Origin of the sequence: Pseudomonas sp. WS 5021, assembly GCF_012985535.1 — a bacterium.
GTDB lineage: Bacteria > Pseudomonadota > Gammaproteobacteria > Pseudomonadales > Pseudomonadaceae > Aquipseudomonas.
In genome coordinates, this window is record NZ_JAAQWP010000004.1 from 593,967 (window position 1) to 613,479 (window position 19,513).

General features: G+C 63.0%; 20 protein-coding genes. 7 read left to right on the forward strand and 13 right to left on the reverse strand.

The genetic code is table 11. The annotated features are described in order from the left end of the window. Window positions 1-40 precede the first annotated feature (40 nt). From HBO19_RS16285 to HBO19_RS16295, 3 genes are all read left to right on the forward strand, one after another. Window positions 41-2,272, forward strand: a complete 2,232-nt coding sequence (locus HBO19_RS16285; RefSeq protein WP_169956080.1) for a TonB-dependent siderophore receptor — start codon at window positions 41-43, stop codon at window positions 2,270-2,272. Further along, entirely contained in the window at window positions 2,272-3,159 is an 888-nt protein-coding gene (locus tag HBO19_RS16290; protein WP_169956082.1) for an alpha/beta hydrolase-fold protein, read from the forward strand. The genes HBO19_RS16285 and HBO19_RS16290 overlap by 1 nt, the downstream gene beginning before the upstream one ends. Window positions 3,160-3,397: 238 nt before the next feature. Continuing rightward, window positions 3,398-3,799 carry a Rid family hydrolase gene (locus HBO19_RS16295; protein WP_169956084.1) on the forward strand — a complete coding sequence of 134 codons (402 nt, stop codon included), beginning with the start codon at window positions 3,398-3,400 and terminating at the stop codon, window positions 3,797-3,799. Here HBO19_RS16295 and HBO19_RS16300 read toward each other — a convergent pair whose 3' ends face one another. The 3 genes from HBO19_RS16300 to HBO19_RS16310 form a co-directional block, all read right to left on the reverse strand. After that, the gene (locus HBO19_RS16300; protein ID WP_169956086.1) at window positions 3,800-5,287 is read right to left on the reverse strand and encodes an aldehyde dehydrogenase family protein; all 1,488 of its coding nucleotides are present in this window, start codon (window positions 5,285-5,287) and stop codon (window positions 3,800-3,802) included. A gap of 273 nt (window positions 5,288-5,560) precedes the next feature. Further along, window positions 5,561-6,889, reverse strand: a complete 1,329-nt coding sequence (locus HBO19_RS16305; RefSeq protein WP_169956088.1) for an alginate export family protein — start codon at window positions 6,887-6,889, stop codon at window positions 5,561-5,563. Window positions 6,890-6,923: 34 nt separating this feature from the next. Then, window positions 6,924-7,127 carry a hypothetical protein gene (locus HBO19_RS16310; RefSeq protein ID WP_346266499.1) on the reverse strand — a complete coding sequence of 68 codons (204 nt, stop codon included), beginning with the start codon at window positions 7,125-7,127 and terminating at the stop codon, window positions 6,924-6,926. Here HBO19_RS16310 and HBO19_RS16315 point away from each other — a divergent pair. The 3 genes from HBO19_RS16315 to feaR all read left to right on the forward strand — a co-directional run bounded on the left by HBO19_RS16315 (window position 7,105) and on the right by feaR (window position 10,213). Continuing rightward, window positions 7,105-8,604 carry an APC family permease gene (locus HBO19_RS16315; RefSeq protein WP_170043509.1) on the forward strand — a complete coding sequence of 500 codons (1,500 nt, stop codon included), beginning with the start codon at window positions 7,105-7,107 and terminating at the stop codon, window positions 8,602-8,604. The two genes, HBO19_RS16310 and HBO19_RS16315, sit on opposite strands and share 23 nt — an antisense overlap. Then, a complete protein-coding gene (locus HBO19_RS16320; protein ID WP_170043510.1) occupies window positions 8,549-9,169 on the forward strand; it encodes a DUF3156 family protein in 621 nt (206 codons plus the stop codon). Before HBO19_RS16315 ends, HBO19_RS16320 begins: the two co-directional genes overlap by 56 nt. Before the next feature lie 108 nt (window positions 9,170-9,277). Continuing rightward, entirely contained in the window at window positions 9,278-10,213 is a 936-nt protein-coding gene (gene feaR, locus HBO19_RS16325) for a transcriptional regulator FeaR (RefSeq protein WP_169956095.1), read from the forward strand. A gap of 87 nt (window positions 10,214-10,300) precedes the next feature. Here the strand turns inward: feaR and HBO19_RS16330 are convergent, their stop codons facing one another. The 5 genes from HBO19_RS16330 to HBO19_RS16350 are packed head-to-tail and all read right to left on the reverse strand — an operon-like array spanning window position 10,301 to window position 14,371. After that, window positions 10,301-11,056, reverse strand: coding sequence for an SDR family oxidoreductase (locus HBO19_RS16330; RefSeq protein ID WP_169956097.1), 756 nt, complete (start codon window positions 11,054-11,056; stop codon window positions 10,301-10,303). Then, window positions 11,046-11,849, reverse strand: coding sequence for an SDR family oxidoreductase (locus tag HBO19_RS16335; RefSeq protein ID WP_170043512.1), 804 nt, complete (start codon window positions 11,847-11,849; stop codon window positions 11,046-11,048). The genes HBO19_RS16330 and HBO19_RS16335 overlap by 11 nt, the downstream gene beginning before the upstream one ends. Further along, window positions 11,842-12,663: a molybdenum cofactor biosynthesis F family protein gene (locus HBO19_RS16340; RefSeq protein ID WP_170057853.1), complete on the reverse strand. Its 822-nt coding sequence runs from the start codon at window positions 12,661-12,663 to the stop codon at window positions 11,842-11,844. Before HBO19_RS16340 ends, HBO19_RS16335 begins: the two co-directional genes overlap by 8 nt. A 13-nt stretch (window positions 12,664-12,676) precedes the next feature. Beyond that, complete coding sequence (locus HBO19_RS16345) at window positions 12,677-13,042, reverse strand: cupin domain-containing protein (protein ID WP_170057854.1); 366 nt, start codon at window positions 13,040-13,042, stop codon at window positions 12,677-12,679. Window positions 13,043-13,072: 30 nt separating this feature from the next. Then, window positions 13,073-14,371 (reverse strand): FAD-binding oxidoreductase, encoded by a 1,299-nt coding sequence (locus HBO19_RS16350; RefSeq protein WP_170057855.1) that lies wholly within the window; start codon window positions 14,369-14,371, stop codon window positions 13,073-13,075. A 206-nt stretch (window positions 14,372-14,577) separates the two neighbouring features. On the opposite strand from HBO19_RS16350, the gene hpaR reads away from it, so the two are divergent. Next, window positions 14,578-15,000: a homoprotocatechuate degradation operon regulator HpaR gene (gene hpaR, locus HBO19_RS16355; protein WP_170057856.1), complete on the forward strand. Its 423-nt coding sequence runs from the start codon at window positions 14,578-14,580 to the stop codon at window positions 14,998-15,000. A 148-nt stretch (window positions 15,001-15,148) separates the two neighbouring features. Here hpaR and hpaI read toward each other — a convergent pair whose 3' ends face one another. From hpaI to hpaD, 5 genes are all read right to left on the reverse strand, one after another. After that, window positions 15,149-15,949 (reverse strand): 4-hydroxy-2-oxoheptanedioate aldolase, encoded by an 801-nt coding sequence (gene hpaI, locus HBO19_RS16360; RefSeq protein ID WP_169956107.1) that lies wholly within the window; start codon window positions 15,947-15,949, stop codon window positions 15,149-15,151. An 18-nt stretch (window positions 15,950-15,967) separates the two neighbouring features. Then, a complete protein-coding gene (gene hpaH / locus HBO19_RS16365; RefSeq protein ID WP_169864354.1) occupies window positions 15,968-16,771 on the reverse strand; it encodes a 2-oxo-hept-4-ene-1,7-dioate hydratase in 804 nt (267 codons plus the stop codon). Window positions 16,772-16,783: 12 nt separating this feature from the next. Beyond that, entirely contained in the window at window positions 16,784-18,088 is a 1,305-nt protein-coding gene (locus HBO19_RS16370; RefSeq protein WP_169956109.1) for an MFS transporter, read from the reverse strand. A 42-nt stretch (window positions 18,089-18,130) separates the two neighbouring features. Next, window positions 18,131-18,523: a 5-carboxymethyl-2-hydroxymuconate isomerase gene (locus HBO19_RS16375; RefSeq protein ID WP_169956111.1), complete on the reverse strand. Its 393-nt coding sequence runs from the start codon at window positions 18,521-18,523 to the stop codon at window positions 18,131-18,133. A gap of 103 nt (window positions 18,524-18,626) precedes the next feature. Further along, window positions 18,627-19,484: a 3,4-dihydroxyphenylacetate 2,3-dioxygenase gene (gene hpaD / locus HBO19_RS16380; protein WP_169956882.1), complete on the reverse strand. Its 858-nt coding sequence runs from the start codon at window positions 19,482-19,484 to the stop codon at window positions 18,627-18,629. Between the last annotated feature and the right edge of the window lie 29 nt (window positions 19,485-19,513).

Sequence of the window (19,513 nt, forward strand, 5' to 3'; positions counted from 1 at the left end):
CCTACCGCTATCGGTGGGCTTGACGTTTCGGAGATACCTCATGCACCGCCTGCCGCCCCTGTCCCTGCTTGCCCTGAGTATTTGCAGCCTGCTGCCCGCCAGCGGCTTTGCTGCCGAGCCCGAGACCCCTGCGCGTCTTGAACTGCAAACCCAGACCGTCCTGGGCACGGCGCAGGAAGAGATCAAGCAGGCGCCCGGTGTGTCGATCATCACCGCCGAAGACATCAAGAAGCGCCCACCGGCCAACGACCTGTCGGACATCATCCGCACCATGCCCGGCGTCAACCTCACGGGCAACTCCAGCAGCGGCCAGCGAGGCAACAACCGGCAGATCGATATCCGTGGCATGGGCCCGGAAAACACCCTGATCCTGATCGATGGCAAGCCGGTGGGCAGCCGCAACTCCGTGCGCTATGGCTGGCGCGGCGAGCGTGACAGCCGTGGCGACAGCAACTGGGTGCCGGCCGACCAGGTCGAGCGTATCGAGGTCATCCGTGGCCCGGCTGCCGCCCGTTACGGTAACGGCGCCGCCGGTGGCGTGGTGAACATCATCACCCAGCAACCCGGCACCGAGACCCACGGCTCGGCGACGATCTATCACAACTTCGCCCAGCACAGCGCCGAAGGCGAGACCGAGCGCATGAACTTCGGCCTGAACGGCCCGCTCACCGACACCCTCAGCTACCGGGTGTACGGCAATGTGGCGAAAACCAATGCCGACGACGCCGATATCAACAGCGGCCATGAATCCAGACGCACCGGGAACCAGATCGGCACCTTGCCTGCGGGGCGCGAAGGGGTGCGCAACAAGGACATCAACGGCCTGTTGAGCTGGAAGATCACGCCCGAACAAACCCTCGACCTGGAAGCCGGTTTCAGCCGCCAGGGCAACATTTATACCGGCGATACGCAGAACACCAACAGCAACGCCAACGTGAAAAAACTGCTCGGCCACGAGACCAATGTGCTGTACCGCGAGACCTACGCCGTGACCCATCGCGGCGACTGGGAGCTGGGCACCAGCCTGGCCTACCTGCAATACGAAAAGACCCGCAACAGCCGGATCAGCGAGGGCCTGGCGGGCGGTACCGAAGGGATCTTCTCCAGCAGCAATTTCAACACCACGGTGTTGCGCGACCTGACCGCCCATGGCGAAGTCAGTCTGCCGTTGCATGCCGGGGTGGACCAGGTGCTGACCGTGGGCACCGAGTGGGTCGAGCAGCAACTCGATGACCCAAGTTCCAACGGGCAAACCACCACTGCCGGCGGCAACGTCGCCGGGCTTGCCGGGACCAACCGCAGCAGCTCGTCCTCGGCGCGGATCTTCTCGGTATTTGTCGAGGACAATATCGAACTGCGCCCCGGCACACGCCTGACCCCCGGCCTGCGCCTGGATCACCACGACATCGTGGGCGACAACTGGAGCCCGTCGCTGAACCTGTCTCAGGTGCTCACCGACACCCTGACCCTGAAAGCCGGGATCGCCCGCTCCTACAAGGCGCCCAACCTCTACCAGCTCAACCCCAACTACCTGCTGTACAGCAACGGCCAGGGTTGCTACGGGCAGACCACCAGTTGCTACCTGCAAGGCAACGCCGAGCTGGACGCCGAAACCAGCGTCAACAAGGAGCTGGGGATCGAGTACCGCAATGACGGGGTCGTGGCCGGCCTGACGTACTTTCGTAATGACTACAAAAACAAAATCGAGTCGGGCCTGACCCCGGTCGGCAACGCCAGCGGCGGCACCGGCAGCACGGCCAACGCCAGCATCTTCCGCTGGGAGAACGTGCCCAAGGCTCTGGTCGAAGGGCTGGAAGGCACCCTGGCCCTGCCACTGACCGAACAGTTGAACTGGACCAACAACTTCACCTACATGCTGCAATCGAAAAACAAGCAGACCGGCGATGTGCTGTCCGTCGCGCCCAAGTACACCCTGAACTCGATGCTCGACTGGCAGGCCACAGATGACCTGTCCTTGCAAATGAGCGTGGCCTGGTACGGCAAGCAAACCCCGAAAAAATACGATTACCACGGCAACCGCGTGACGGGTTCGGGCAATAACCAGCTGTCGCCCTATGCCATCGCCGGCGTCAGCGGAACGTACGCTTTGAGCAAGAACCTGAGTCTGACGGCCGGCGTCGATAACCTATTCGACAAACGCCTGTGGCGTGAAGGCAACGCCCAGGGCGTGGCCAATATCGAAGGGGCGGGGGCCGCGACCTATAACCAGTCCGGCCGTACCTTGTACACCAGCCTGACGGCATCCTTCTGATGGGGCGCTTAATCAGCCTGGCGCTGCTGTTGATCGCCCAGGCCGCCGTTGCCCGGCCTGCGCCGGACCAGTTGATGGATGCGAAGGTGTTGCGCGAAGCCAGCGCCTATAGCTTCAGCACCCTGGAGCTGGATTCGGCCGATGGCGCGCGCCATTACCGGATCTGGCTGGGGCAGCCGCCTGCCGTGAGTGCGGCCACCCCGGTGGCGTACTTGCTCGATGGCAACGCCGCGATGGCCGCGCTGGACCACCAGGGCCTGGAGCAACTGGCGCACAGTGTGGCGCCGCCGGTGCTGGTTGCCGTGGGCTATGCCACGCCACTGCGGATCGAGCGCACGGCGCGCACCTTTGACTACACGCCAAGCGTCGGCAGCGCCGTGGAACAACGGGACCCGTTGACTGCGGTGCCCAGTGGCGGTGCGGATGTGTTTCTTGACTTGCTAACGCAGAACATTCGTCCGCTGGTCAATCAGCGCCTGGGCATCACCCCGCAGCGGCAATTGCTGTGGGGCCACTCCTACGGTGGTTTGCTGGTGCTGCATGCGTTGATGACACGCCCGCATGCCTTTGATGACTACGCGGCGGCGAGCCCTTCGTTGTGGTGGAACCGAGGGGTGGTGACGGCAGAGGCCCACGGCCTGGCGCAACGCCTGCGGGGCAGCCAGCCCCGCTTGCTGCTGATGCGTGGCGACCAGGAACCGGCCAGCCCGGCCGCCGCGGCGCCGGCCAAAGAGGCCAGTGACACGGCATTCAAGGCGCTGCTGGGCACACTGCATCAGGTGGATGGGCTACAGGTGCGCCACCTGACCTTTGCCGGGTTGGGGCATGGGCCGATGTTGCCGGCGTCCTTGCGCTATACCCTGCAGATGCTCAGCCAGGGGCGTTAGCCTCGCCAGGTTGGCACGCCCGCATCAGCAAGTGACCGGGCACGATCTGCTTGCACGAACCTTGCGCGCTTTAAGGTTGGGAGTCGTGGTGATGAGGTCTGCAGGCATGTCTTGGGCGCGGCCCTTGCACAGTTGATTGCAAGGCGTTCTGTTTCTGGATGTTGAAATGTGCAGTTTCTCCAGGAGTTGGCAAAACCCTTGGGGTAGCCTTGTTTCCTACAGATAACAAGGAGTCGTCATGCAGCGAAAAACCCTCAACCCTCCGACCGTCTTCAACTCCCTGCAATACGGTTTCAGCCAGGCCATGGAAGTGCGCGATGGTCGGCGGATTCTGCTGTCCGGCCAGGTGGGCGTGGACGCTGACGAGCGTACCGTCGGCCCTGGCATCGCCGAACAGACCGCGACCGCCCTGGACAATATCGAAAAAGTCCTGGCGGCGGCCGAGGGCGATCTGTCCCATGTGATCATGCTGCGCCTGTATATCGTCGAGTCCGCCCGCGATCAGCAGGAGCCTATCGCTGCCGCGTTGCGCGAGCGGTTTCCCGAAAACCCGCCGCCCTCGTCGTGGATCATCGTCAGCGGCTTGTCGCTGCCTGAATGGTTGATCGAGATCGAGGCGGAGGCGCTGATCCCGCAGTGATCAGTAACGCATCATCACCGACTTGAGCTCGGTGTAGTCCTCGATAAAGGCGCTGCCGAACTCCCGGCCAATCCCCGAGGACTTGTTGCCACCGAACGGCACGGCGGGGTCGAGCAGGGTGTGCATGTTCACCCACACCGTGCCGGCGTTGATCGCCGGGACCATGCGCAGGGCCTTGCCCAGGTCGTTGGTCCACAGGCTGGCGCTGAGGCCGCTGGCGGTATGGTTCATCAACGCCAGCAACTCGTCCTCGTCGTCGTAGGGCAGGAACGTGGCGATGGGGCCGAAGGTTTCTTCGGTGAGCAGCGTGTCGTTGATGCTGTTGGCGAGAATGATCGTGGGTTGCACATAGCAACCGGGCCGCTCCATCGGTTGGCCGCCGTGGATGATCGTGTTGTTTTCGGCGCGGGCGGTGGCAAAAAAACCTTCCAGCTTCAATTGGTGCTGGCGATGGGTAACCGGGCCAAACTCGGTGCGCTCATCCAGTGGCGAGCCGATATTCAGGCGGCTCAAACGCTGGGCCAGGGCTTCCATGACCGGGTTGATCTGCGAGCGGTGGACGAAAAACCGCTCGGCCGCCGCGCAGATTTGCCCCGAGTGCAGGAAACCCGCTTCGATAATGCCGTTGACGGCGGTTTCCAGCTTCACATCGCGCAGGAACGCCGCCGCGTTCTTGCCACCCAACTCCAGGGTCGCGCGCGTCAGGCCGGCGCCCATGGCCGCGCGGCCGACCGCAATGCCGGTGGGCACCGAGCCGGTGAACGACACCTTGTCAGTGCCTGGGTGTTCGATCAGCCCCTTGCCCACCTGGCCGCCGCCGGTCAGCACGTTCAGTACCCCAGCGGGCAGGCCGGCTTGCACCGCCAGTTCGGCAATGCGCAGCAGGGTCAGCGGCGTGAATTCGCTGGGCTTGATGATGATGCTGCAACCGGTCACCAGGGCCGAGGCGAGTTTCCAGATGGCGATCATGGTCGAGAAATTCCACGGCACGATGCCCACCACCACGCCCACCGGTTCGCGCAGGGTGAAGGCGCTGTAGCGCTCGCCGGCAAACGAGGGCAGTGACGGGGTGAGGGTCTGGCCGCTGATCTTGGTTGCCCAGCCCGCGTAATAACGCAAAAAATGCGCGGCCTGGTCCACTTCAAAGGCGCGGGAAATCTGGATGATCTTGCCTGACTGGCAGGTCTCGATCTGCGCCAGTTCCTCGCGGTTGCGCTCCAGCAGGTCGGCGAGTTTGAGCAGCACATTGCCACGGACCGCCGGAGCGGTCTGCGACCACTGTTTGAAGCCGCGCCGCGCCGAGGCCACGGCCCGCTCGATATCACTGGCTTGCGCATCGGCGACCGTGGCGATGGCCTGGCCGGTGGCTGGGTTGATCACCTCCAGGGTATGGCTGGACTGGCTGGGGACGTAGCCACCGTCGATAAACAGGCCGTGGTCTCGACGCAAGAAGGCTTCGACGGTGGGCAGCAGCGCGATATCGCTCATGGGGGTGTTCCTGATCAGAAAGGAAAACCCGAGGCTAACCAACGCGGGTAGCTAGAGCTTGACTGTGCCTGCCGGGGCGTATGTCTGTGGCTGCCATGCCCCTGTGGGAGCGGGCCGGCCTTATGCCATTCAGTTAAGCGCGGATCCCCTGTAGGAGCGGGCTTGCCCGCGATGGCTGAGTGTCAGTCGATACATTCGGCGGATGAACTACCGCTATCGCGGGCAAGCCCGCTCCTACAGGGGAAGTGCGGTGGTTCAGGGGCAACCCACGTCTTAGAACGGCACCGCCACCACCAACTGGCTATAGACGTTGGTGCCGTTGCCACCGACCTGGTTGCCGCCGGTGTCCTGGTCCTTGTCCGGTTGGTACAGGCCAATCAATGGCGTGATGATCAGGTGCTCGTTCACCGCCCATTCGGCATACAGGTCCAGCTCGCGGCCATCGAGGTCGAGCATGTTGCGCTTGCTGACGGTCTGGTAGTCGAAGAACAGCGCGCCGAGGGTCAGGTTGTCCAGCGGCTTGACCTTGAGCGCCACGTGCTGCACCGAGGTGTTGCTGTTGTAGGGCCCGGAGTAGTTGCCCGCCACTTCGCCCTGGACCCAGGTGCCAAACCCTCGATTGAAGCCAGCGAACAGCGCGTCCCAGTTTTTCGAGTAGCGCGCATAACGGTAGGTCAGGTCCGGCGACCAGGGCAGGTCGGCGAAGGTGTAGCCGGCCTCGGCGTACCAGGCTTTTTCCGGGCCGGGGTCTTTGTCTTGCCAGGCGTACTCGAACGAGAAGTGCGCGTTGTCGATCCCGGCGTTGCCGGTGCCGCGCAGGCTGTAGAGATTCATGCCCTTGCGTTGCTTTTGCAGGTCGTTGGCAAAGCGCTCATCCACATCGATGCCATGCAGGTAGGTCAGGCCCAGGGTGCCTGGCGCAGCGCTGTACTCCAGGGTGCCGATAGCCATTTCGGTCAGGGCCTGGGCGCGGTTGTCGGACTCGATCCACATCAGGCTGCCATGCAGGCCGTCCTTGCCGCCCAGGCGTACCACGGCTGCCTTGTCGAAGGCATGCCGGGCCGCGATGTAATAGGCACCGCCACGGTCGAACTGACCGTCGGCCACGCCATTGCCCAGGTTCGGGCCGTCGTCGTTGATGATAAAGCCGTCGCCCACGGTAATGATCTGGCGCCCGTACGACAGGTCCAGGCCATCCTTGCCCAGTGCTGGCAACAGGTCCCCGGAGCGCCAGCCGGCAAAGGCTTCCTCGAACTTGGTGGTGCGCTCGCTGCCGTCGGTCACGCGGGAGGCATCGCCATCGCCCCAGGTGCCGGAGCTCACCAGGTTGGCGGTGCCGTACACACTGCCCAGGCCAGCCAGGGTCTGGTCGATGCTCAAGCCGTACTTGATGAAGCCTTCACGCCAGGTCGAACCGCCCTGGCTGCCTTCGTAGTTCTTGCGGCTATTGAACATGCCGTAAACGGCCAGGAAGTTGCCGGTGACGGTGGTGTCGTCGTCGGCATACAGTTCAATCGCCTGGGCCGCCGGTTGGCCGATCAACAGCGCAAGACCCAGGCCGACAGCCGGGCGCAGGTGGCGGGTTTTTAGTGTGTGCTCCATTGTTATAGTCCCCAAGGGTTAAGTTGAGGGCGCATTAGGGCGAGCGTCGGCGGCGCAAGTCTTTCACCTGCGTGCCAGGCAATTGATCCTGGCCGCCAGGCCGCAGGCCTTGGCAGGGAGCAACAAAACCGGCGGCAGCCAGGGGCAAGACGATCAGGTTGGGCGGGGCGCACAGTGCAAACACTTCTAAAAAATCCCTTTCGAGGATCTGCACCATGTCGATCAATGACAGACTCACCGCGCACCTGAACCGGGGTACGGTGGGTTTCCCCACCGCATTGGCCAGCACCATTGGCCTGATCATGGCAAGCCCGGTGATCCTTACCGCGACCATGGGCTTTGGCATCGGCGGCAGCGCGTTTGCGCTGGCCATGCTGATTGCCGTGGTGATGATGCTGGCCCAGGCCACGACCTTCGCCGAGGCCGCCTCGATACTGCCCACCACCGGCTCGGTGTACGACTACATCAATTGCGGCATGGGGCGTTTTTTTGCGATCACCGGCACCTTGTCGGCCTATTTGATCGTGCACGTGTTTGCCGGCACCGCCGAAACCATCCTGGCCGGGGTCATGGCCCTGGTGAACTTTGAACACCTCAATACCCTGGCCGAATCCGCCGGTGGCTCCTGGTTGCTGGGGGTGGGCTTCGTGCTGGTGTTCGGCCTGCTCAATGTGTTTGGCGTCAGTGCCTTTGGCCGCGCCGAGATCATCCTCACTTTCGGCATGTGGACCACCTTGATGGTGTTTGGCGTGCTCGGCCTGATCGCCGCGCCAGCGGTACAACTGGACGGCTGGTTTGGCCAGTCCATGGTGGGCAGCGACCTGGTGACGGTGTTGTCCCTGGTGGGCATGGCGATGTTCATGTTTGTCGGCTGCGAATTCGTCACCCCGCTGGCGCCGGACCTGCGCCAGTCGGCCAAGGTCATGCCGCGGGCGATGATGCTCGGCCTGATGGGGGTGGCGACGTGCATGTTCATCTACGGTGCGGCCATGAAGCGCCAGGTGCAAAACGTAGTGCTGGACGCGGCCAGCGGCGTGCATTTGCTGGATACGCCCATGGCCATTCCACGCTTTGCCGAGCAGGTGATGGGGCAGGTCGGGCCGCTGTGGCTGGGGATCGGCTTTCTGTTTGCCGGCGCCGCCACCATCAATACCTTGATGGCCGGCGTGCCAAGGATTCTCTACGGCATGGCGGTGGATGGCGCGTTGCCCAAGGTGTTCACCTACCTGCACCCGCGCTTCAAGACCCCGGTGCTGTGCATCCTGGTGGCGATGCTGATTCCCTGCCTGCACGCGCTGTACCTGGGCGGCAACACCGACAACATCATGCACCTGGTGCTGGCGGCGGTGTGTGCGTGGAGTTTCGCTTACCTGTTGGTCACGGTGTCGGTGGTGATCCTGCGCATTCGTCGCCCCGATTTGCCACGGGCCTACCGCTCGCCGTGGTTCCCGCTGCCGCAGCTGCTGTCCAGCGCCGGCATCCTGCTGGGGATGTGGTTTATCACACCGCCGGGGATGGACCCGGCGGATATTTATGTCCCGTTCGGCGTGATGCTGGGCGGCACTGCGGTGTATGCGCTGTTCTGGACCCTGGTGGTGCAGAAGGTCAATCCATTCACGCCGGCGTCGGTGGAAGACGTGCTGGCCAAGGAGTTTGCCAATGAACCGGGTCACTCTCACAACGGCTATGTCAGCACTGCGGCAAAAGCTGTCTGAGCTGTTCAGCGCACAACGGGCGCCAGCAGGCTATCAGCCGGGGCGCACCCTGGGGCAACTGCGGCGCAATTTGGGGTTGGCGCGTTTCGAGCAGGTGTCGCCGACCTTGGCGCGGGCTGCCCTGGACGATGGCAGCCTGCACCTGGAAATCCGCGAGCGCACCGAATCGCAGCTGTTGATGCACCTGGTCATGACCGAGTTCAGCTTGTGCCTGCCCGCCTCGACAGAGGGCGCGGCACGCTTTGAATTGCACCATGGCGGGGCCGTTCGACGTACCGGGATCCGCTGCCGGCAACGCTCGGGCGAGGGTGCATTGCTGGGGCAGCTGCAGGTGCGCTTGCAACAGGACAGTGCCTTGCACCAGGCATTGATGCCCCTGGATTTCAAGCGCCTGCACATTGAATTGCACGCTCGGCACTGGCACGTGCGCCTGGAACACATGGGCGGCAGCGAGGTGGTCAACCGCATGCCTGCCTTTCGCCGCTACATCGCCCTGAGCCGCGAACAGCGGGACGTGCTGCTGGCAGCGCTGCTCGGCTTGCAGCGCGTATTGCGCACGCTCTGATTGGCATCATTAGTGCAAACACAAGGGTGGACAGGTACTTGTTGCGCGCATATAGATAACATGTTAACTATTGCCCGACAAAAACAATAAGCCATTGTGGAGACACCCATGGGTATCCAACAGAGTGCACAACAGGGGCTCGACACCTGGAACCGCGACTTGCGTGCGATGTGCGGCCACTTCGACACCGAACTGGCCTTTAACCGTTCGCTGTTTATCGGCGAGTTTTCCATGCTTTCAAACGGCGGGTTGCCCCTGGCCAGCCTGCGTACCAACGCCGGCCTGATCAAGCGCCAGGTCAGCAACCCCGACCATGACAATGACCAGGATTGCTTTTTGGTCAGCCAGCGCAGCGGCTATTCGCAGGTCGTGCAGAACGGCCAGCGCGTGCAACTGGCCCCTGGCGAACTGCTGCTGATGGACTCGGTGGGCTCCATTGAAATCACCCCGTTCGGCTTGATCGAACATATCTCGCTGTCGTTGCCGCGCGCCCAGGTGTGCAAGCAGATGGGCAGCCAAGCAAAAACCTTTGGCAAGATTTCCTCCAGCAAAGCCTGTGGGCGCATGCTGCATGTGTTGATGGACCAATTGTGCAAGGGCGGCGAAGGTGCCGAGGATGAGGTCGAGGCGTTGCAGTGTGCCTTTGTGTCGCTGCTGGGCTCAGCCCTGGAGCAGGACGAGGACGCGCGCGATGACACCGGCGCGTTGCAAGGTAACAACCTGCGCAGCTACGTGCAGAAGGTCATTGATGAGTCCCTCAGCCAGCCTGGCCTGAGCCCCGTCGGCCTGGCCAGCCGCTTGAACATCTCGGTACGCCATTTGTACCGGCTGTTCGAAGAACAGGACGACAGCGTCTGCCGCTACATCCAGCGCGCAAGGCTCAAGCGCAGCGCCGATGACTTGACCAACCCGTTCCTGCGTAGCGAATCGATTACCTCGATTGCCTATAAGTGGGGTTTTACCGATTCGGCGCATTTCAGCCGCTCGTTCAAGAAGCAGTTCGAGCAGTCACCGAAGGCGTTTCGTTCCAGCCGAATGGCCTGAACAGGATCTGACCCGCCCAGTAGATTGAACGTAGGAGCCGGCTGACAGACTGCCATTACCGGCAAGCCGGCTCCTACAGGTTGGGTTTCAGACTTCCGGCAGGGTTGAGCCGCCATCTACCACCAGCGTTTGCCCGGTGATATAGGTGGCCAGCCCCGAAGCCAGAAACAGCATGGCCCCGGCGATATCGGCGGCGCTGCCCAAGCGTCCCAACGGCACGCGGCTGGCAATACTGGCGTTGAGTTGGCCATCTCCCAGGTTACTCATTGCCGGTGTCGCGATCATGCCCGGTTCAACCCCGTTGACCCGTACATTCAACCCCGCCAGTTCCAGCGCAGCATTGCGAATGAAGCCGTTGACCCCGGCCTTGGACGCCGCATAGTGGCTCAGCCCGGGGTACGCCACCCTGGGGCCGGTCACTGATGAAGTTACCAGTACACAGCCGTGGCCCTGGCGGCGGAACATCGGCAGGGCGCCTTGGGTCAGCCAGAACAGGGCCGAGAGATTCACCGCCAGGGTACGTTCGAGAATGGCCGGGGTGATGTCCTCAAAGCAGGTCAGCGGGAAATACCCGGCGTTGTGGACCAGTACGTCGAGTCGTTCCTGGCGTTGCATCAGCGCGAACACCGCGCTGGCATCCGCCAGGTCGATACCAACGGCCGCGACTTGGCAACCATGGGCTATAAGTTCGTCAGCCAGGGCCTGGGCAGTGGCGACTTGACGGTCGGCAATCAGCACCTGGGCGCCGCGCCTGGCAAACCCTTCGACAATCCCACGACCGATGCCCTGGGCGCCGCCAGTGACCAGAACCACTTGGCCGCTGAAGTCCAGGTCATGGGGCATGAGTGGGCTCCAGATGGGCGAAGGCCAGTGTCGGCACATCGACAATGCTTGAACCGCCGTCGGCCACCAGGGCTGCGCCGGTGATGATTGACGCGTCAGCCGATGCCAGGAAGCGACAGACCTTGGCGATCTCGTCGGCACTGGCCGGGCGGCGCAGCGGTACATCGGCGCACACGCGGGCATAGGCTTGCTGCAGGCTCTCGTCATAGGCCTGCATCAACGGCTGCATTTCCTGATCCGCCATGGGCGTGCGCACCCAGCCCGGACACACCGCATTGACCCGCACCCCGCGCGGCCCGTAATCCCGTGCCAACGAGCGGTTGAGCCCCAGCAGCGCATGTTTGGCGGTGGTGTAGCCGCACACCTCGGGGCCTGCCGCTAGTGAGGCGATGGAGCCGATCAGCACAATATTGCCGGCGCTTTCCAGCAACAGCGGCAGGCAGGCACGAGCGCTGTAGAAGGCGCTGTCGAGATTGCTGCGCAACGCTGCTTCCCAGGTGGCCGGTGGGGTTTGCGTGGCACTGCCCACGCCATGGCCGCCGGCGCAGGCCAGCAGCACATCGAGACGCCCATAGCGCTGGCGGATCTGCGTGATGAACCCTTCCCAGGTCACGGGGCAGGCCGCGTCGCCCACCAGGATCAGCCCGCCGGTGTCTGCGGCCACCTGCTCCAGCGGTTCGCGACGCCGGCCGATCAGTACCAGTTGTGTCTCTTCGCCCGCATACAGCCGGGCACACGCGGCGCCGATACCGGTGCCGGCCCCGGTGATCAGCACCGTGCGTGGCTCAGTCATCGGCATACTCCGTGCGGTTGAGCACCTGGCAATAGGAACTGATGGGGAAGTTCGACAGCGCATCGAACGAGGAACCTGCATAGCCGAAGATCTTGCCGTCGCTGCGGTGCTGTTGCAGGTCAATCAGCACCAGGCCCAGGGTGGGGATGATTTTTTCGCGCCAGACAAATAGGTACAGCTCATCGGCAATCTTGTAGTAATGGCAGCGATCGGTGTCGCACAGGCCTTGCTCGACACCCTTGAGGCACTGCCAGGCATAGAACTGGTCGTTGAGGTAGAGGTGCTCGTAGACCTCGCTCGGGCTGTAGCGGTATTGGTTGCGCAGGCCCACCAACTCGCGTGTCGGCGTGTGGGGGCACAAGCCTTCCTGCCACGGGCGGTCGAGGCTGCCATGCAGGAAGTCCACGGCCACCGCGGTTAACGGCTTGCCCGCCAGGGCGCGGCTGTACAGGCCCTCGGCGGTGTCTGCCGGGGAGGGCAGGCGGCCGATGACGGCGGTGAACGAGGCACTGTGGGTGTCGAGCACCAGGCTGATGGACCAGTCCTGCCCGCCTTCATGCTTGATGAAGTCCACCAGGTACAGGCCGGGGCGGATCGACGTGGCACGGTAGGGCGCCGTGCCGCTGGAGTGCCCGTCCAGGGCGCTCCAGGACAGGCTCTGCTGAGCGAAACGATGCGCTATCTGCCAGCCATTGGCGAAGTGCAGGGTGAACGTCTTGCCGTCCAGGTCTGCCAGGTTGGGCAGGATAAAGGCCTGGGGGGCAAAGCCGTCGGCGAGGGTGCCGACGGTGATCCAGTCAGATGGGTGAGTCATCACCGGCCTCCGTTCATACGACCGCGAAGTAGTGTTTGACGAAACTTGCGCTGAGTACTTCCCACAGCACTGGCGTGCCCTTGGTCACGAACCAGCTGTCGCCCGCCTTGTAGGTGGTGGTTTGGCCGCTGGACTCGTCGGTCAGGCGCACCTCGCCGGTGACCACGGTGGCCTGTTCGTTAAAGGGGTAGACCATGCGGAACGTGCCCTGGGTGGTGCCGAAGTAGGCACTGCTGACCGGGTCGGTCGGCGCGCCGAAGGTCATTTTGCCGAAGGCCTTGAGTTCGCCGGCGAGGATTTCGCTGCCGAGATCGGCAACGGTGCCCCAGGCGTCGAGTTCAGACAGTTGGATATCTTTCTTGAGGGTGACGAGGGTCATGGCAGTTGCTCCATAGGGATAAAAACGGGGTTAGCGGCGACCATTCCAGTAACCGGACAGTTGGTGCCAGGATTTGCCGGCGGTCAGCAGCAAGGGGCGGATCGCGTCCTTGCCGATGATCGTCGGGCGGTGGATCGAACTGACCAGGTCATAGCGCGCCGAGCCTTCGCTCATGCCTTCGGCCAGGACCTTGCAGATGATGTGGCTGGGGGTGACGCCAAAGCCCGAGTAACCCTGGACAAAGAACGCATTGCTGCGCCCCGGCAAGGTGCCGATCTGTGGGAACAGGTTGGGGCTGCAGGCCATCGGGCCGCCCCAGGCGAGGTCGATCTTCACGTCCTTGAGGTAGGGGAAAATCTTCAGCATCAGCTTGCGGTTCCAGGCTTTCAAATCGCCGGGAATGTGCTCGACCAATGGCGTGGCGGCGCCGAACAGCAGGCGGTTTTCATTGGTCACGCGGTAGTAGTCGATCACCGGGCGGATATCGCTGTAGGCCCCGCGAATCGGGCTTATCCGCTGGATCAACTCTTCGCTCAACGGCTCGGTCATCATCTGGAACGCGTAGGTGTTGATGGTCGAGCGATGCAGCTCCGGCTCCAGCTTGTTGAGAAAACTGTCACACGCCCACAACAGCTTGCTGGCCCTGACCGAGCCGCGCCCGGTGCGCACGGTGATGCGCTCGCCATAGCGGACTTCCAGCGCCGGGCTGTTCTCGAAGATCCGCACGCCATGGCCAGCCAGGGCGGTGGCTTCGCCCAGCAGCAGGTTCAGCGAATGCACATGCCCGCCGCCCATATGCAGCAGGGCGCTGCCGTAGGCGTCGGAGCCGATGATCTGCTTCACGTCGGAGCCGCCGAGGAAGCGGATTTCGTGCTTGCTGTTGATCGACTTGAAGTCTTTTTCCCAGGCCCGCAGGGTTTTTTCCTGGCGGGCGTTGAAGCCCATATAGCCGTAGCCGTGGCAAAAGTCGGCATCGATGTTGTACTTGGCGATCCGGTCTTTGATGATGTCGGCGCCCAGGTCGCTGATCTCGAACACCTGGCGCAGGCCGTCCTCGCCGACGTCTTGCTTGATCTTCTCGAGGTCGTGGCCAATGCCGGCCATGATCTGCCCGCCATTGCGCCCGGTGCCGCCAAAACCCAGGTAGCGCGCCTCCAGTACGACGATATTGGTGATGCCCTTTTCTGCCAGTTCCAGGGCGGTATTGATTCCGGAAAAGCCGCCGCCAATTACCACGACGTCGGCCTCGATGTCCTGTTCCAGGGTGGGAAAGCTCAGGTTGTACTTCTTGGTAGCGGTGTAATACGTGGGGGTTTCAATAGTGATCATGGCGCAGCCTGAAAAGTGAAGGAAGGCTCTAAAGCAGATGTCTTCATTAGGGGCCTTGGCGCGATCAATGTCTTGATCCTGCCTGCCGGGGCTTTTGATTCAGCGCGCCATGGACGTGCGCGACCCTTAAGTTATAGCGCGAGCGTGGAGCGGGGATGTTAGAGTTTCGTTAAAACATTAACTAAATATCACGTGACCCTGACTCTATGCTCAAACCCCGGCAGTCCCTGACCCTCACCCTGTTACAGGCCCGCGAAGCGGCCATGAGTTTTTTCCGCCCCTCGCTGAACGAACACGGCCTGACCGAGCAGCAATGGCGGGTGATCCGCATCCTCAATCAACACGACGAACTGGAGATTTACCAACTGGCGGAACTGGCCTGCATCCTCAAGCCGAGCATGACTGGCGTGCTGGTACGCATGGAAGCGGCGGGGATGATCCATCGGCGCAAGGCCGAGCAGGATCAGCGACGGGTACTGGTGACCCTGGCGGACAAGGGCCGGGCGAGTTTTGCGTCCATGAGCCAGTGCATGGAGGCCAACTACCAGCGTTTGCAGGAGCAGTTTGGGGAGGAAAAGTTGCAGACCTTGCTGGGGTTGTTGGATGAGCTGAAAAACATCAGGCGCTGAAACACGATCTGTCAAACACCACACATCCAAAATGTGGGAGCGGGCTTGCTCGCGAAAGCAGTGGTTCAGTCACCGAATATATTGACTGACACACCGCTTTCGCGAGCAAGCCCGCTCCCACATCGGGTCCTGCGGCGTTTGAAGGTGATTAGTACACGCCGCCAGTGCTCGCTGGCGCGGGTTTGTCTTTGAACTTGCCCACCAATCCCTGCAACCCACGCATCAGCACCGTGGTATCCACCCCCACTGCGACAAACCCCGCGCCCAGCTCGATGTACCGCCGGGCGAGTTTCTCATCGGCACTGAGAATCCCCGCCGCCTTGCCCGCCTGGCGGATCCGCGCAATGGCATCTTCGATTGCCGCTTGCACGTCAGGGTGCCCCGGATTGCCCCGGTGGCCCATGGATGCACTCAAGTCCGCCGGGCCGATAAACACGCCATCCACGCCTTCGACAGCCGCTATCGCGTCGAGGTTGGCCAGCCCTTGCAAGCTTTCGATCTGCACCAGCAGGCACATCTGTGCGTCGGCCTGGTCCAGGTAGCCGTCGATGCTGTTCCAGCGTGAAGCCCGCGCCAGGGCGCTGCCCACGCCGCGGATGCCCTGGGGTGGATAGCGCATGGCGCGCACCAGTTCCCGGGCCTGGGCGGCGCTTTCGACCATCGGCACCAACAAGGTTTGCGCGCCGATATCCAGCACCTGCTTGATCAATGCGGTGTCGCCAATGACCGGACGAATCACCGCCTCGCTGGCGTAGGGCGCCACGGCCTGCAATTGGCCGAGCATGCCGCGCAAGTCGTTGGGGGCGTGTTCGCCGTCGATCAGCAGCCAATCGAAACCGGCATTGGCCGCCAGTTCCGCGCAGTACGCGTGCGCCAGGCCCAGCCACAGGCCGATCTGCGGCTCCCCGCAGGTGAGCCGCTGTTTGAAGCGGTTGACAGGCATGTCCATGAATCAGTTCTCCAGGTGTCAGACGAAGCGGCAGGAAATCGAGCCGAGCATGTCGTAGTCGACATGGAAGGTATCGCCCGGGCTGGCGGCCACCGGCCGGGTAAACGAGCCGCCGAGGATGATCTGCCCTGGCAGCAAGGTGACGTCGTAGGGCGCCAGCTTGTTCGCCAGCCACGCCACGCCCTTGGCCGGGTGGTTGAGCACGGCGGCCGAGACCCCGGACTCTTCGATCACGCCGTTGCGATACAGCACCGCCGGCACTTTGCGCAGGTCGATCTCGGTTGGCCGCACCGCGCGGCCGCCCATGACCACGCCGGCATTCGCGGCGTTGTCGGAGATGGTGTCGAACACCTTGCGCGTGGCCTTGGTGTGCGGGTCGACCTGCTGGATGCGCGCGTCGATGATCTCCAGGGCCGGGATCACCCACTCGGTGGCGTCGAGCACATCGAAAATCGTGCAGTTGGGGCCCTTGAGCGGCTTGCCGAGGATGAAGGCCAGTTCGACCTCGACCCGCGGCACGATAAAGCGCTCGAATGGAATGTCGGTGCCTTCCTCAAACAGCATGTCATCGAGCAGCGCACCGTAGTCCGGTTCGGTGATGTTCGACGACACCTGCATCGCCCGCGAGGTCAGGCCGATCTTGTGCCCGACCAGCTTGCGCCCGCCCTTGATCTTCTGGGCGACCCAGGCGCGCTGGATGGCGTAGGCGTCCTCGATCGTGATCGCCGGATGATCGAGGGAAAACTGGCGTACCTGTTCGCGGCTGCGTTCGGCATGGTCCAGTTGGGCAGCGGCTTGCAGGATGAGTTGTGGATCGAGCATGACAAGGGTCTCTTACTGAGGGTTGACGATGGCGGCGTTGGTGCGCAACACCAGCAGGCCGCCAAGGGCGATAAACAGCGCCAGCACGTACAGGGCGAGGCTGGCGCTTTGGGTGGTGTCGCGCATCCAGCCGATCAGGTAGGGCGCAAGGAACGAGGCGATGCTGCCAAACGAGCTGATCATGGCGATCCCGGCCGCCTGGGTGCAGTTGGACAGGAAGGCCGGCGGCAGTTGCCAGAACATCGGCAGCGCGGCGCTGGCGCCCATGCCGGCGACGATCAGGCCGCCCATCACCACCAGCGAGTTGCCCGGTGCCAGGCCGGCCACGGCAATCCCGGCGGCGGCCATCAGCAGCGGCACGCACAAGTGCCAGCGGCGTTCGCGGTTGCGGTCCGAAGAGCGCCCGCAGCCGATCATGAAGAAGCAGCCGGCCAGATACGGCACGGCGCTCAGCAGGCCGACCTGGCTGTCGCGGCCGATGCCGGCGCCATGGATCAGGGTGGGCATCCAGAACGCCAGGGTGTTGACCGCCAGCATCACCGCAAAGTAAATCGCCACCAGCAGCCACACTTGCGGGTCGCGCAGGATGCCGCCGAAGGAGGTGATGGACTTGCGCTTTTCTTCGGTGCTCAGTTGCTCGCGCAATTGTTGCTTTTGCGCAGGCTCCAGCCACTTCACCGTTTCAAAACTGTCCGGCAGGTACTTGAGCACCACCAGGCCCAGCAGCACCACGGGGGCGCCTTCGATGAGGAACATCCACTGCCAGCCGCGCATGCCGCCAAAGTCGTGGAAGTTTTCCAGGATCGCCCCCGAGAGCGGCCCGCCAATCACCCCGGCCATGGGCACGGCGATGGCGAACAGGGCGGTGATCTGCGCGCGTCGGCGCGCCGGGTACCAGCGGTTGAGAAACACCAGGATCCCCGGGAAGAAACCCGCCTCGGCCACGCCCAGCAAAAAACGCAGGACATAGAAGCCGGTGGAACTTTCGATCCACAGCATGCTGGTGGACAGGATGCCCCACACCACCATCAGGCAGGCGATCCAGCGCCGTGGCCCGACGCGGTCCAGGGCGATATTGCTGGGCACGCCGAACAGCGCGTAGGCGATAAAGAACAGGCCGGCACCGAAGCCATACACCGTGTCGCTGAAGTGCAGGTCGCTGCTCATCTGCATCTTGGCGAACCCGATGTTGATCCGGTCCAGGTGGGCAAACAGGTAACAGATCAGCAGCAACGGCATCAGGCGCCAGGTGACGGTGCTGTGGGTGCGATCATGCTCGGCAAGGGTGACGCTGTGGGCGGTATTGGCTGTGCTCATGATGTTGTACTTTTTGTCTGAGAGGCCGTTGGGGAGGCGGGGTCAACCCGCCTGGTTGCTTAAAAACGCGTGGACGTTGTTCTGTTTGAAATTCAACTGCGGGTGCAGCTCGACCATCTCGAAGGACAGGGCCAGCAGCCGTTGTGCCTGCAGGGCGGCGAAGTGCTCGGTGATCACCCTGAACAGGGCTTCAGCCACCGCCTGACGGGTAGGCAGATCGCGACCGTGGCCGACCTTGAGGGTCATGTGGACGAAGGCGTAGTCGTGCTTGCCATCGGCCATGCGCCAGGTGTCCAGGCGCACCGCGCGGCTGCGGATGCCGCCGAGAGGGAACACGCCGCTGTCTCCCAGCACCTGGTGGACCTTTGCAAACAGCCCCGGCAGGTCGGCCTGGTGTTCGAGGTTGTCGGTGTATTCGGCGATGAAATGCGGCATTTTGCTCTCCTTGTAGGAGCCGGCTTGCCGGCGATGGCGGCCGGACTGCAGGCGCGTGGGTGCCAGGCACACCGCGATCGCCGGCAAGCCGGCTCCTACCGTGTTAAATCGGGAAAATGGCGTTGATCTGGCCAGTGCCGGAGCTGCCGAACGGCTCGGTGATGATCTCTGCCGGGCGGTTGTACTCAGGCCCGCCGAGCAAACCCAGGAGCATCGCGGTGTCGTGCATCTTGCCCTCGCCAAAGCAGTGTTCGGCGTAGTCCGGGAGCATCGCGCAGAACTCCTTGAAGCGGCCTTCGCGCCACATCTGCACCACGTGCATGTCCACTTGCTTGTCGAACTCGCGGGTCCAGTTGTGGATGTTGGCTTCGGCTTCGCGGTCGTCGGAGAAGCGGTGCGACAGGGAGCCGGAGGCCAGCACCAGCACCTTGCGATCACTCTTCTCGATGGCCCGGCGCACGGCGGCACCGAAGGCGAAGCTGTCTTCCAGGCGATGCCAGGCGCACCAGGCGGCGATGGAGATCACCTTGAATTTCTGCTCCTGGGGCACGTCCATGTGCATATAGCGCATGGGCACCAGGGTGCCGTATTCCAGCTCCAGGCTCGGGATGTTGTGGGCCATGGTGCGCACCCCGGCCAGGTTGGCTTCGGCGGCAATCAGCTCGCCCAGCTGCGGGCAGCCGGGGTAGGCGTACTCCATGTTCTTGATGAAGTGCGGCAGTTCGTTACTGGTGTAGGTGCCCTGGAATCGCTCGCCACTGTTGACGTGGTAACCGCTGTTGACCAGCCAGTGCACGTCGAATACCACGGCGGTGTCGGCCCCCAGTTCACGGGCGCGGCGCCCGATTTCCTTGTGCCCGGCAATCGCTGCTGCGCGGCAACCGTGGTGCTTGCCCGGCAGTTCCGACAGGTACATGGAAGGCACGTGGCAGATTTTCGCCGCCAGGACTACTTCACCCATGATCATTCTCCTGATTTCATTATTCTTGT